We start from the raw sequence: 14,038 nt of genomic DNA on the forward strand, positions 1-14,038 counted from the left end.
CATGCCCCAAGACACCACCACCCCCCGAAACGACAAGACCTACCTCTGCGATTTCAACCGCACCGGCCACCTCGGCCGCGACCCCGAGTACAAGGTGGTCCCCCGCGACGGCCGGGAGCCGCTACGGATCGCCCACACCACCGTCCACTTCGCCAACTACCGCCGCAGCGAGACCCGCGGCGAGTGGGAGGAGGTCGGCAGCTTTTGGGCCGACGTGGACCTCTATGGCGAGCGGGCGGTGGAGTATGCCCGCTGCCTGCGCAAGGGGATGCGGGTGCGCGTGGAGGGATCGCTCCACCATCAGCTCTACCAGGGCGAGAAGGGACTGACCACCGCCTTCTCGATCAATGCCGGCTCCATCGCCATCGTGCCCACCCAGCGGCTGGAGACGCGGCTGGCGCCTCGGCAGGAGGAGGGCGAGGCGTCTGCGCCAGAGGAAGCCGGGAAGGCCGAGGAGGCGGGGAAATGACCGTGCCGCTCCCGTCCCGCTGCCCGCCGATTTCTCCGCCGGAAAAATTTCGAGGGTAGCCGTCCATGGGCCGAAAGCTGATGATCGTCGAGTCCCCGACCAAGGCCCGCGAGATCGCTGCTTGGCTGGGCGCGGAGTGGACCGTGCGGGCGAGCCTCGGCCACATCGCCGACCTCCCCGAGCGGGCGATGGGGGTGGAGCCGCCAAACTACCGACCCCAGTATGTCTTCACCGAGCGGGGGCGCAAGACGGTGGCCAACCTCCTGCCGCTGGCGAAGGCCGCAGAGGTGATCTACATCGCCACCGACCCCGACCGGGAGGGGGAGTCCATCGCCTACCATGTGGTGGCTGCCCTGGGCCTCGATGAGCGCTACCAGCGCGTCACCTTCAACGCGATCAACGAACGGGCGGTGAAGACCGCTCTCGCCCGGCCGCGGCGGATCGACCTCGCCCTGGTGCGGGCGGCGGATGCCCGGCGGGTCCTCGACCGGCTGGTGGGCTATCGGGTCTCCCCGGCGCTGGGTCGCGCTGCCGGTACCCGAGGACTTTCCGCCGGCCGGGTTCAGAGTCCGGCGTTGCGCCTGGTGGTGGAGCGGGAGGAGGCCATCGAACGCTTTCGGCCCACCGACCACTTCGGGGTGACGCTCAGCTTTGAGAGCGACGGTATGCCGTGGTCGGCCCGCTGGGACTCGACGCCGCTGCTCCAGGACGGAGAGACGTACTGGCTCGACCGCCCGTTTGCCGAGCGGGTGGCAGCCCTTCGCGCGCTGCGGATCATTGGAATCGAGCGCCGGGAGGCGCGGCGCAAGCCGCCACCGCCGTTTACCACCTCCACCCTGCTCCAGGCCGCCGCCAACGCCCTCGGCCTCGGTGCCGAGGAGGGGATGCGCCTCGCCCAGGCCCTGTTCGAAGGCGGTGGTCCTCACGGCGGTCTGATCACCTACCACCGCACCGACCAGCCGAACCTCTCCGACGAGGGGGTCGAGGCGGCGCGGGCTTGGCTCCTCACTCACGGCCAGGGGGCGCTCCTGCCCGACACACCCCACACCTGGAAGGCCCCGGCCGGCGCCCAGGAGGCCCACGAGGCGATCCGCCCGCTCGACTTCGCGGTGGAGCGCATCGAGCCGGGCCAACTGAACCACGTGAAACGCGCCGCGGACCGGGAGGCTGCCGCTGCGCTCTATCGCTTGATCTGGGAACGGGCCGTGGCCTGCCAGATGACGGCGGCGGTGGATGAGGTGACGACCGTCGAGCTGGAGTCCCTTCAGCCGATCGAAGAGCACACCCCGCGCTTTGTTGCCCGTGGCCGAGTGGAGCGAGTCGCCGGTTGGCGCAGCCTGACCCGCGATCATGCGCTGGAGGACGAAGCGGATGAGGCGACGCCGCCGCTTCCCCGGCTGGAGGAGGGCGCCGAACCGACGGCGCACTCCGGCACCGTCACCGAACACCGCACCCAGCCCCCGCCGCGCTATACCGAGGCGGCCCTCAACCGGAAGCTGGAGGAGCTGGGCATCGGTCGCCCCTCCACCTACGCTTCGATCATGACCACCCTGCATCGGCGAGAGTATGTTTCCGCCGGAAAAAAGCGGGGCAAGGGGGCGGCCCCGCTTACCCCCACCGAGCGGGGCCGCGCCGTGGTGACCATGCTGCGCGAGGCGTTCCGTTTCATGGACTACCGCTTCACGGCGGAGATGGAGGCGAGGCTGGATCGGATCGCCCAGGGGCAGGGGGACTATGCGCGGATGGCGGCTGAGATCGACGACGACCTGGAGGCGTCCATCCCCAGGATTCGGCCGGTGGTCTTGGATAAAGACGCCACCCGCGCCGAGATCGTGAAACAGACCTGCCCGGAGTGTGGTCAGCCCCTGGCGCTGCGCAACGGAAAGAAGGGCAAGTTCCTCGGCTGTACGGCCTATCCCGACTGCCGCCACACCGAGCCGTGGCTCAGTGACGAGGAGCGGAAACACCCCTGTCCGGCGGACGGGTGTGATGGCTACCTGCGCAAGCGTACCGGTGCGAAGGGGGCCTTCTGGGGCTGTTCCCGCTATCCGGCGTGCAAGGAGACTCGCCCGGATGAGCACGGAAGGCCGGGGCTGTTTCGCAACAAAGCCACGTCACCGTGAAGGTCGGCGATGCCTGTCCCCTGTGTGGAAAGGGGAGGGTCGTGCTCCGGGACTTTGGTGAGAAGCGGGCGTTTGGATGTGGCGGCTTTCGTGGGCGGGGGAGCATCTGTCAGTTTTTTGGTGGAAAGATCGGGTTACAAACGGGCTATGGATCGCCGTTGGCAGTGTCGCGGCCGTCTGGTGGGGGCGTAGTTATTTGAACCTCAATGCCATTAAGTTAAGAATAACTCATTGAATATGCTATAATAATCAGACACTCACCAAGCTTAGCCGGAGACCCAAATGGCACACTCGCCGCAGAGACCCACAACGGATATGTCAAGCATTCTGAGGGCGATTTTCAAATATCTATAACCCCATAAAATCATTTGTGGATTCCGCCGAGTTCCGGCAAATCGCCAAGAGCGGCGACACCGATTTTTCACGCAACCGTTCCCTTCCGCTTTCCCGCCTAGTCCCCTTGTTGATCAATTTCCGTAAAGGAACCATTCAAGACGAGCTGGATCAGTTTTTCGAAACACTGAACGACACGGCAATCGCCCCTTCCGTCTCGCCATCCGCCTTCTGCCAAGCCAGAAAGAAGTTCAATCCGCGAGCGCTTGTGGTGCTGAATGATCGCCTTGTCGAATCCATTGGCCAACACCTGCATCAACGACTCTGGAACGGCTTCCGCTTATTGGCGGTCGATGGCTCCACCGGGCGACTTCCTCTGCACGATGAGATCGATGATTACTTCGGCCGTCCTGCGAAGAGCGGTGTGCCGCTGGCGCGATTTTCCAGACTCTACGATGTGCTCAACAAGCTGGTTATCCAAGCCGATATGGCGCCCTATCACATTGGCGAGCGGGAACTGGCCGCCCACTATCTGCTGGAACTGGCGGACAACGATCTGGTTCTCTATGACCGTGGTTATCCGGCGTTTTGGCTCTTCGCCTTTCACCACATTGAGCAACGCCACTACTGCGCTCGCTTGAAACACGACTTCCACCCCACCGTGAAGGCATTCGTCGCCTCGGGCGAGAAGAGCCGTACGGTGGTGCTCGAACCCAGTCGTCATAGCGCTCGGCAGTGCGAGAACAACCAGCTCCCCGGGGACCCGATTCCCATGCGGCTCATTCGAGTCGAGCTGAATACTGGCGAGGTCGAAGTGCTTGGCACCTCGCTTCTCGACGACGCCGAATATCCCACTTGCTGGTTCGGCAAGCTTTACCAGAAACGCTGGGGGGTCGAGGAGGACTACAAGCGTGAAAAGAAGCGCTTGGAGATCGAGAACTTCTCTGGGCGCACCCCCCATGCGCTACTGCAAGACTTTCACGCCAAAATCCTCGCCCAGAATCTGACTTCCATCTTCGTCAACTTGGCGCAATGGCTGGCTGATGTCCGTTACCAGCAGCGAAAACTCTCCTACCGGGTCAATTTCGCCAATGCGTTATCAAAGATGAAGAACAACATCGTGCGGCTATTTCTTTGCGCATCGCCAATGGGACTCTGTCTATCGCTACTCGAAAAGATCTCTTCAAGCGTCGAGGCAGTTCGTCCTGATCGAAGTTTCCCAAGGAACATGAAGAATGTCCAAGTGCCCGGCTTTCAGGAAAATTACAAGCGCACACGATGAGTTACGGTTAACTTAATGGCATTGATTTGAACCTCCCGCTTCAGTTTCAATATCCACATTCAAATGGTTTGGATGGTTGTCGAGCCTGACATGGGGCTATTGAATCCATATGTTGCGTCAGGAATTGTTCTTCGGTTTGTGCTGCCCAGCATTTTAGTCGCAAATGCAATGGTGCTCTAGAGAGTGTGAAGGGTGTATGGTGATGCGCTTTAAAATGCGGTTTGCAATGTGAGTTATTTCGTCGGGTGTGATGGTTGAAAGTGGCTGAGCGGCATTGGCGAATTGTAGCTTGTCTAGTGGGCTGTAATCGGCGGGGGTTCCGTCCACTAGTACGGGTATTATATCCAGCGCTCCATTGTTGAATCTTTTCATTAGATATGGGAGTTCCTTTGTCTGAATGTATTCGGAGTTATTGAAGCTCTCGCTCAGAAGTAAGATTGCAAGCGACGCATCATCAATGGCTCTTTTTATTTCTATGTTCCATTCTTGTCCCTCGCCGATAGTGGTGTCATCGAAGTATCTTTCTCTTGGTAGTCGAGGTGAGCTTTCTATTATTTTTCTGATTGAATTTAAGTGGGCGCTGTCTTTGTGGCTATATCCAACAAAGACCAGGTCTTTGGTTGGATGTATTCTGGATGCTTTTCTTGCTATCTGGGCTCGAAGGCCTTTGAGTTTTTGTTTTGTGGCGTCAATATCGTCAGCATAGGCTTCTCTGTAGGCGCTGATCATATTCCTTATTTCGCTTATTGATGCTCCGTGCCACTTTTCTGAGAACAAGAACTTTGTTGAATCATTTATGTATCGTTGAAGTAAATTGTTGTTTTCTTCATCAAAAATGCCTGGCTCGGATAGGGTTTTATCTATTATTTCGGTAAGCCCTTGCCATTCGGACCAGTAGCGCATTATGGCTATTGTGTTGTTTCTCACAATTTCAATTCGCCTGGATGATTTGCTTTTGTTTGTGTTTCTTTTGGGGAGTTCAAATATCCAGGCATCGATAGCCGTTTCGCCGCTTCTTTGGTAAGATATTTTTTCGCCTTTTGCTGTGGATCGTGAAATGCTGGTTGCGTTGTCGTGTATGTGTTCGGCTTCATCCGGATAATGGTGGATAGTGATTAGTGGTGTTCCAGATATCACCAAATCCTCTCTGGTTCTTAGAGATGTTTGGGATGTCGTTCCGCTAACAATTAGTCTGCGTAGGGCGTCGCGTCGTCCTGCAAGTGTAGAATGTACGGATTTCCTTTCGGGTTTTCTTTTGTTGATGATTCTTTCGATTGCAGTTCTCTTTTCTTTTACGGTAATGGGAAGTTCTAAGAATTCATTTATTGTTTTAACTAGATCGTCTCTTGTTAATGGCTTTTTGGTATCATATAAGATGCCTATTTCAATTCTTATGCACGGAGTCCACAGTGCGTGATTAAACGAAAATGGAAATATTCTAAGTGCTCTCATTTTTGATCTCGGATTGTGTAATTCTCCTTTTAGTATATTATGTTTTTCGAGTTTGTGATAATGAAGTCCGCTTCGGATGGATGAAAAAATGTACTCATCCATCCATAGGCCTTTTGTGGCTGCCCATTGGTCCTCGTTGTTGAAATGTTTAGCGGGTCTCTTGTGTTTCTTCTTGCTTGGAGAATTGTTCCCGTTTGGAATGAATCCCCGCGGTTTAAATGCCCCAAAGTGACGAATAAACCTATTTTTTTCGATTATTGAACAATAATTCTTTTCGTCTGGAGAGGGAGGGGCATTTTCTCTGTCTGGGACGAATTCCGGCGGTATAGGTAGAAACCATCTGGCATCGACAAACGGAAACTGAATCGTGATAAACATCGTCTATCCCTGAGTGATGGTTCTGTTTGGGGGGAGGGCCGCAAAGGCGTATGCCACCCCGAAGGGTGCCTCCCCCTATCGTGGCTCATCGCCTAGGAGAATGAGCCGCCCAGACTAACCTGATCGGATGTCAGAAAAGCCTTGGCATTACGCGCCTATCGGCTCCATGTCCTTCGTCGCCATAAAGTCATCTAGACCCTATATCGGGACGATGGAAAATAGCTCGATCACAGCCATTTGAGCAGACGCTGTTTAGGAGCGAACTCCTAACTATTTCATTAGTCGTTAGTGGATTCTTGTCAAGAAAATCGTATCAGACAAGCTCTATAACCGATTGTTTTTATTGGTTTGTTGAGGCGTATTTTACTAGTCTGTTACTGTCCTAATTGACTAATGCCTTGTTGTCTACTAGCGTAGAGGAGCTAGGTGTTATTCCGACCCAAAACGGAAGCCCTTTCGCTCCTCGGAGCGTCCTTTAAGCCAGCAGCTCCCGAGCTGGCGGCCCTTCGGGCTGGGAGCGCGTTGAATCCCGTCCTCTCGCCATCCTCGATGGCACACCACCCACCCTGCCGGGGAGTTCGTCTCCCCGCCAGGGGATTGACGTTTCTCCGGCTCTTTCCTTCCAAGGAGTTACGTCATGTCCAACGACACCCCTGTCGATGAGTCCGATCGGTTCATCAACCTGATCGCCGAAGGCCTCGCCTACGTCAACGAGGTGCGCGAGGTGCAGCCGAAGCGCTCGAAGCCGTTCACCTCGGTGCGCCTCTCCGCCATGCACGGCCGCAAGGGCGAGCTGGAGTACACCAAGTTCGACCTCGTCTGCCGGGGCCGTGAGGCCTGCGAGCTGATGAAGCGCCATGCCGACGCGGTCAACGCGAAGGACGGTGGCGGCAAGCGGCGGAACAAGGTCGTCGCCCGCTTCCGCGCGGGGGACCTCTACGCCGACAAGTGGCTGTTCCAGGGCAAGCCGCAGGCCTGCATCAAGGGGCGGTTGATCCTGGTGACCTACCTCGCCATCAACGGCGAGGTGGTCTTCCACCAGCCACGCGACGAGCAGGCCGAGGGGGACAACCCGCTGCCCGGTGAGGTCGCGGCGTCCAATGGCGGGAACGACGGGGCGGCGGAAGTGGCCGATATCGTCGAGCTGCGCAAGGACGATCCCGAGTTCGTGGCCCGCAAAGAGCAGCTGAAGGGTGGCGGCTACCGCTTCCAGCGACGCTTCCGCCACGGCGAGACCGACTACCAGAACGTCTGGGTGAAGTTCGCCGCCTGATCCACCGCCCGTTCGGGCATTCCAAACCACCTGCCTGGGGAGTACCACTCCCCGGCGGGGCGGTCTCCCCGTTTTCCGAGGAGGAGACCGCGATGTTGCACTCGATCTTCCAGTTCGCGCTCGTTCACCGCTATCTGACCGCCACCGTGCTGGCGCTGGTTGCCGCCGTTGCCTTCGTGCAAGGCGGCCAGTCTTCGCTGGAGCGCTCGGCTGCCGCCTGGCAACAGGCGCACGCCGAGCGGATGGCGGTGGTCGATCGCTGATCCGGCCGGGTTCCCGTCTCCCCTCGGGGGGGACGCGGGGCCTTCCTGAAATCGCCCCCGGGCGGTTTCAGGAAGGCCCTTCGTCCAACCCACCCCAAGGAGAACGACCCATGCGAATCCTTCTCTTGCTCGCGGTCCTCGTGATGGCCGCCACCTCCATCGCCGTCGATAGGTCGAGATCCTCCTCCGTGGACCGGAGCCATCTGGCCGCGGGGCTCGATGGGGTCCACGCCATCGACGTGGTGGAGCGTGCTACCCAACGCCGGCTGGCCGCTGCCGATTGATGCGGCGGTGGCTGGCCGGGGAGAGGCCCGAGAGGCGTCTCTCCCCAGGGGTACTTCGGTTGCTCTGGGGAGAGCGGTCTTTCGTGGTGGTCACTGCCCGCTCAGTGACGTCCTTGGCCCTTCGGGGCCGTCCTTCCGGCCACCGCTCCCGGTGTGGCCGGGGCTCCCTCGGGAGTCCGGAGCATGCTGTCCCGTTCGCCTGCCGCCTGGCGGGCCGGTTGTCCATCCACCCTGTCGGGGAACCTGGTTCCCCTGCGGGGCCGGTGTTCTCCCCCTTCCACGGAGAATCCCCATGTACCACACCGAAGGCACCCTGGTCGTGCGCACGGTCTACGGCCGCAACGGCCCCTTCTCGGTCGGCACCCTGTCCCTCGACCTCGGCGAGTTCGTGGTCAAGGACAAGCGGCTGGAGCAGTTCGACGACGGCGAGTACGAGGGTCACTTCACGCTCGCCCACATCGGCCCCTCCTGCTACCTCTCCAACGGGCGGATGGTGGTCGAGCTGCGCGCCAAGCTGTTCGACTTCCGGCTCGATGTCCAAGGCCCCATCGACGAGGCCGCCGACATCGAGGTGGCGGAACCGGACGATGACGAGCCGGAAAGCAAAGCATCGCCCGCGGTCGAATCGCCCGCCCAACCCGAAGCCACCGTGACGGAAACCCCGTCACCGGTAGTGGTGGAAGAGGAGGGCGACGACGAAGCGGCCGACGCCACGCTGTTCGGTCCCCTCTGGCCCGCCATTCGGGACGCCAAGCCCGGCGACCGGGTGAAGCTCGACTCCTCGACCCCGCGCCCGCGGTTGAAACAGCAGGTGGCGCGGATCGGGCCCAACGGGCTCGGCTGGACCTTCGACTTCACCCCACAGGAGTGGGTGAAACCCACCCACCACTGAACCCGACGGGGCGGCAACGCCCCGGTCCCACTTCATCACCCTCGCGGGGAGTTCTCCCGCGAGGGGGCTCTCCGTCCCTTTCCTGGAGTAGCCCCCATGAAATCGATGACCCTGACCGGTCTCTCGCCGGTGCCGTTCAACCTCATCTCCAACAACTGGGCGTGGCTCACGCCGTCGTTCCCATTGGAGGGGAGTGAACCCCTGCAACCGCAAGCGCTGAGTGAGGCGCAGCAGCAGGGCGTGCTCGCCCTGGCCCGCGCCATCCTCGCCGAGCGCTTCGCCCGAGGTGAGGCACTGATCACCACCGCGAAGTCCCGCGAATACCTGCGGATGGCGCTCGCGCCCTATCCCTACGAGGTGTTCGCGGTGGTCTTCCTCGACAACCAGCACCGGGTGATCGCCTTCGAGGAGATGTTCCGCGGCACCATCGACGGGATCACCGTCCACGCCCGCGAAATCGCACGCTCCGCCCTGGAGCACAACGCCTCGGCGGTCATCCTGGCCCACAACCATCCCGCCGGCCGCGTGGACCCGTCCCGCGCCGATCTCGCACTGACCGAGCGCCTGCGGCGTTCGCTGGCGCTGATCGAGGTGCGCGTGCTCGATCACTTCATCGTCGGCGAGACGGTCTTCTCCTTCGCGGAGAACGGCCTGCTCAACGTCAACGAGTGAACTACCCCGCCGGGGGGATTCGTCCCCCACGGGGGGCGTCTCCCCCCAATTTCCCGAATGGGAGGAGAACGACATGGAGACGCTGTTCGAAGTGGGAGAGGTCGCCGGCCTCTTCTCCGACGCCTTCGTGGTGGAGGAGGGGAGGCTGCGCTTTCTCTCCATCCTCGGCCTGGAGACCGCCGTGCGCGAACTCCAGGCGCGCTTGAGCCTGCCGACGGGTGACCCCCGGCGGGTGCATCAACTCACCGTCGGTGACACCGTCATCGAGACCACCGAGACCAAGGGGTGGCGCCAGTTCTCCGGCCGGGTAAAGACCCGGCTGTTCGGCGATCTGGTCCAGCTCTTCATCTACGACCCGCTGACCGTGGAACCCGACCGCGCAAGGGGGCGGGCGCTGCTGTTGGAACGCGCGGCGGCTCCGAATGATGACCGCCTCTGGGCGCTGCTCTGCGAGGTCTGCCCCTATCCCCTGCTCGATCACTGGCAAGGGGCGGTGCTGACCGCCTTTCGCGAGCTGGAGTGGATTCGCCCGGTGGCGGGCGAGGGCGTCCAGGGCTGCTGGATCGACCTCGCCGACGACACGCGGGTCGGTGCCTCGCTCCAGCGACTGATCCGCGCCGACGTGCTGGGTCGCGACCCGGCGGACGGGATGCCGGCGCTACCGGATCTATCGGACCTGCACGCCGAGGCGAGTCCGGCGTCGGATGCGATCGAGGAGGAGCCCCTTGCGGGGTTCGAGCGGATCCACCGCTACACCCGTGCCGAGGCCATCGCGGACGGCTTCCTCGTCGACGTTTCGGCGACGAACGAGGCACGGGAGGCGGGTTTCGTGTGGCCGGTGGCCATGACCCGCACGGTGTGGGAGGACTGCGTGGAGTGGTCGGACGAAGACTCCCGCCGGCAGACCGACCAGGACGAAACCGGACGGTTGTGGGACGTGCTCAACATGGCGCGCTTCGCAATCCGACGCAGCGGCGATGGCGGCCGCGAGTTGCTTTACACGATCAGCCGCGTTCCCCGCGGCGGTCGCGGCGTGCGGCCCCGAGAGGTCTCGCTGAAGCTGGTCTCCGGCCCCGGCGACAACGGGGAGCCGGTCATCACCATCCTGATGCCGGACGAGGACTAGCCACCTCCCCACGACCTGACCGACGACTTCCTTTCCCCGACGGGACCCCGCGCCCCGTCGAGGGCGAGCGGTCTCCGTCCCTACCCTGACCCTGGAGAGACCGATGAAACTGACCCACTTCAAGAACCTGGATGGCCTGCTCGCCCATGTGGCGAGCGAACTGATCTACCGCCTGGATGACGAGCAGAGCGCCCTGGAGGGCGTCGCCGCCCCCTTCCACTCCGACGAGGAGCGCGACGGGAAGGCGGCGCGTCTCGACGACATCCTCCGGGCGGAGCCGCTGATCACCCACGCCAACACCCTGCTGGAGGCGGCCACCAGCGCCCTCTTCCAGTTGGAGCGGGGCGACCGGGGCGCCGCCCAGCGGGTGCTGCGCCGGGCGGTGTTGCGGGCACAGCCCGCCGAGCACTGACCGCTTTTTTCATTCACCACTCACCCCGGCGGGGAGCCTGCCCCGCCGGGGGTGCTCCCTCGCGTTGAACCACCCCAAGGAGCGAACCATGGGACTGATCTTCCCGAGACTGGCCAACAACTTTGCCCGCAACGGCTATTTCCCCACCGACGAGGCGACCCTGGAGCGCATTCTCCAGGCCCTCGCCCCGAGCGGGGAGGGACCGATGCGCATCCTCGATCCCTGCTGCGGCGAGGGGCTCGCCCTGGCCGAGTGCAAACACCACCTGGGGGCCGAGCGCTGCGAGGCCCACGGGGTGGAGTACCACGAGGCGCGGGCCTACCACGCCAAGACCCTGCTCGACACCTGCATCCACGGCGATCTCTTCCTCACCGCCGCCCGGCCCGCCCAGTACGGGCTGCTGTTCCTCAATCCGCCCTATGGCGACGCGGTGGGCGATCAGGCCGCCGTGTCGGCACGATCCGGAACGGGCCGCCAGCGGTTGGAGAAGCGCTTCTACCAACGGACCCGCGGGCTGCTGCAAGCCGGTGGGGTAATGGTCTTCATCCTGCCCCACTACTCGCTGGACGCCGAACTCGCCGGTTGGATCGCCCGCCACTTCGAACGGGTGCGGGTCTTCCGCGCCATGACCGACGCCTTCCGCCAGGTGGTGGTGCTGGGCATTCGCCGGCACCGCTCCCAGGCGGGCCAAAAGGCGATCCGCACGGCGCTGGAGGCCGCCGGACAGGGCGAGCCAGTGCCGCAACTGCCGGAGCGGTGGGAGGAGGCCCCCTACGCGGTGCCGACGACCCCCGTGACGGAGCCGCAGTTCCGCTACACCGCCCTCGACGCCCGCCAACTGGCGGAGGCCCTGACCGAGGGGCCGACCCTCTGGGGTCACTTCGCCACCCACTTCGCCGCCGGGGCCACCGTCCACCGCCGGCCGCTGACCGCCATGCGTCCCTGGCACCTCGCCCTGGGCCTGGCGGCCGGCCAGGTCGGTGGCGCGGTGGAGGCGGCGGACGGGCGCGTCTTCGTCGTCAAGGGCCATACCCGCAAGGTGCAGGACCGCGAGGTCACCACCGACGACGAAGGCAACGAGACCCATGTGCTGACCGACCGCTTCGTGCCGGCGATCAGTGCCTGGAACTTCACGCCGGGCGAACGCTTCGGCGAGCTGGTGCGGATCGCCTGATCCACTGTAACCGACCTACACACCCACCCCGACGGGGAGACCGCTCCCCGTCGGGGACCGGTGTCTCCCCCGTTCCCATTCCCTGGAGGAGACACCCATGACTGCAACCCTCGATACCTCGGCGCTTCCGTTGGCCGAATTTGTGGACCTGTTCGGCGAGGGGCTCCTGGAGTCCGTCGCCCGCCGGCACCCGCCGGTCTTTGACGGCACCCCCAACCCGCGGCGCGACGCGGTGATGGACGCCCTGGCGCGTCGCCCCTTCACCGCCCAGCGTGCGGCGGTCCAGGCGCTCGGCGCCCTGCTGCTCGATGCCGGCGAGAAGGCGGCGATCCTCAACGGCGAAATGGGGGTCGGCAAGACCCTGCAAGCCATCGCGGCCTCCGCGATCCTGCACGACGAGGGGTTCCGCCGCACCCTGGTGGTCGCCCCTCCACATTTAACCTTCAAGTGGCGTCGCGAGATCCTGGAGACGATCCCGGAGGCCACGGTGGTGGTCTGCAACGGCCCCGATGCGTTGGCCAAGCTGATGGCGCTGCGCGCCCTGATCGGCACGGGGGCCCCCAAGCGCCCGTTCTTCGTGGTGCTCGGCCGGGTGCGGATGCGCATGGACTTCCACTGGCGTCCGGTGATCGCCCGACGGGTCGATGCCGCGCTCGGCCAAGTGGTCGCGGCCTGTCCCGGCTGCGGGGCGCCGCTTCTCGACGAGGCGAACGAGCCGCTGCCGCCGGACACCGACCGCTTCGCCAAGGAGCGCGCCGCCTGTCCGGAGTGTGGCGAGGCGCTGTGGACCCTGGTCCATCCGCGCAAACCGCCGCGGGACTACCGCGCCGTGGTCCGCGACGGACTGCTCCAGCTCCCCACCGTGGGGCCGAAGACCGCGGAGCGCATCCTCGATGCCTTCGGCGAGGAGGTGGTGGGCGGGCTGCTCGCCGACAACCTCTACGATGTGGTCAACCTGATGGATGAAGCGGGCGAGCTGATCTTCTCCGACCGGCAGGCGGCGCGCATGGAGCGAGCCCTGGGACGGCTGGAGTTCTCCTTCGCGAAGGGGGGCTACCAGGTGACCGAGGCGATCAAGCGCTACCTGCCCCAGGGGTTCTTCGGGCTGCTGGTGGCCGACGAGGCCCACGAGTACAAGAACGCCGGCTCCTCCCAGGGGCAGGCCTTCGGCGTGCTCGCGGCCAAGGCGCGCAAGGTTTTGCTGCTCACCGGTACCCTCATGGGGGGCTACGGCGACGACCTCTTCCATCTTCTGTGGCGCGCCATGCCCCAGCGGATGATCGAGGACGGCTACCGCTACAACGGCCGGGGCAGCCTCGGCACCGCGGCGATGGCCTTCATGCGGCATCACGGCGTGTTCAAGGAGATCCAGAAGCACCGCGAGGTGAAGGAGGGCGATCACGCCACCGCCAAGGGCAAGCGGATCACCATCCACACCGCCAAGGGACCGGGCTTCGGGCCGCTGGGGATCATGCGCTACGTGGTCCCCTACACGGTGTTCCTGAAGCTGGCCGACCTGGGGGCGGGCGTGCTGCCCGACTACCGCGAGGAGCTGGTGGAGGTGGCGATGGGCGAGTTGCAGGCCAAGGCCTACGGCAAGCTCAACGAGGCCCTCACCACCGCCCTGCGGGCCGCCCTGCGCGTCGGCGACCACAGCCTGCTGGGCGTGGTCCTCAACTCGCTGCTGGCCTGGCCGGACACCTGCTTCCGCCCCGAGACGGTGACCCATCCGCGCACCCGGCGGCTGATCACCTTTCTGCCCCGCATCGCCCAGGAGGGCGTGCCGACCCCGAAGGAGCGGGCGTTGATCGAGCGGTGCAAGGAGGAACGGGCGGCCGGGCGCCGCGTGCTGGCCTACACCACCTACACCGGGACACGCGACACCACGGCCCGCCTGAAGGGGCT

13 protein-coding genes are annotated in these 14,038 nt (G+C 63.3%); 12 read left to right on the top strand and 1 reads right to left on the bottom strand.

Annotated features, from left to right (window positions below):
• Position 1: 1 nt before the first annotated feature.
• From ACYQ2W_RS14745 to ACYQ2W_RS14755, 3 genes are all read left to right on the top strand, one after another.
• A complete protein-coding gene (locus ACYQ2W_RS14745) occupies positions 2-469 on the top strand; it encodes a single-stranded DNA-binding protein (protein ID WP_459868632.1) in 468 nt (155 codons plus the stop codon).
• A gap of 65 nt (positions 470-534) precedes the next feature.
• Positions 535-2,592 carry a type I DNA topoisomerase gene (topA, locus tag ACYQ2W_RS14750; protein ID WP_459868635.1) on the top strand — a complete coding sequence of 686 codons (2,058 nt, stop codon included), beginning with the start codon at positions 535-537 and terminating at the stop codon, positions 2,590-2,592.
• Positions 2,593-2,962: 370 nt separating this feature from the next.
• Positions 2,963-4,207, top strand: a complete 1,245-nt coding sequence (locus ACYQ2W_RS14755; RefSeq protein ID WP_459868638.1) for an IS4 family transposase — start codon at positions 2,963-2,965, stop codon at positions 4,205-4,207.
• Positions 4,208-4,360: 153 nt separating this feature from the next.
• Here the strand turns inward: ACYQ2W_RS14755 and ACYQ2W_RS14760 are convergent, their stop codons facing one another.
• Positions 4,361-6,037, bottom strand: a complete 1,677-nt coding sequence (locus tag ACYQ2W_RS14760) for a toll/interleukin-1 receptor domain-containing protein (protein WP_459868641.1) — start codon at positions 6,035-6,037, stop codon at positions 4,361-4,363.
• 637 nt (positions 6,038-6,674) lie between these two features.
• Between ACYQ2W_RS14760 and ACYQ2W_RS14765 the strand changes: the two genes are divergently transcribed.
• From ACYQ2W_RS14765 to ACYQ2W_RS14805, 9 genes are all read left to right on the top strand, one after another.
• The gene (locus tag ACYQ2W_RS14765) at positions 6,675-7,310 is read left to right on the top strand and encodes a DUF3577 domain-containing protein (RefSeq protein WP_459868644.1); all 636 of its coding nucleotides are present in this window, start codon (positions 6,675-6,677) and stop codon (positions 7,308-7,310) included.
• 92 nt (positions 7,311-7,402) lie between these two features.
• Complete coding sequence (locus tag ACYQ2W_RS14770) at positions 7,403-7,573, top strand: hypothetical protein (RefSeq protein ID WP_459868647.1); 171 nt, start codon at positions 7,403-7,405, stop codon at positions 7,571-7,573.
• Positions 7,574-7,683: 110 nt separating this feature from the next.
• Positions 7,684-7,857: a hypothetical protein gene (locus ACYQ2W_RS14775; RefSeq protein ID WP_459868649.1), complete on the top strand. Its 174-nt coding sequence runs from the start codon at positions 7,684-7,686 to the stop codon at positions 7,855-7,857.
• Between the two features lie 292 nt (positions 7,858-8,149).
• Complete coding sequence (locus ACYQ2W_RS14780; RefSeq protein ID WP_459868651.1) at positions 8,150-8,749, top strand: DUF3275 family protein; 600 nt, start codon at positions 8,150-8,152, stop codon at positions 8,747-8,749.
• A gap of 96 nt (positions 8,750-8,845) precedes the next feature.
• The gene (locus ACYQ2W_RS14785; protein WP_459868653.1) at positions 8,846-9,421 is read left to right on the top strand and encodes a JAB domain-containing protein; all 576 of its coding nucleotides are present in this window, start codon (positions 8,846-8,848) and stop codon (positions 9,419-9,421) included.
• 73 nt (positions 9,422-9,494) lie between these two features.
• A complete protein-coding gene (locus ACYQ2W_RS14790; RefSeq protein ID WP_459868655.1) occupies positions 9,495-10,547 on the top strand; it encodes a DUF6573 family protein in 1,053 nt (350 codons plus the stop codon).
• 103 nt (positions 10,548-10,650) lie between these two features.
• On the top strand, positions 10,651-10,959 hold the full coding sequence (locus tag ACYQ2W_RS14795; protein WP_459868657.1) for a hypothetical protein: 309 nt from the start codon (positions 10,651-10,653) through the stop codon (positions 10,957-10,959).
• An 88-nt stretch (positions 10,960-11,047) separates the two neighbouring features.
• Positions 11,048-12,133: a DUF6094 domain-containing protein gene (locus tag ACYQ2W_RS14800; protein WP_459868659.1), complete on the top strand. Its 1,086-nt coding sequence runs from the start codon at positions 11,048-11,050 to the stop codon at positions 12,131-12,133.
• A gap of 97 nt (positions 12,134-12,230) precedes the next feature.
• Positions 12,231-14,038 (top strand): SNF2-related protein (locus ACYQ2W_RS14805; protein ID WP_459868661.1); only part of this gene is annotated, 1,808 nt, incomplete at its 3' end.

The sequence above is a fragment of the Endothiovibrio diazotrophicus genome (assembly GCF_054657215.1).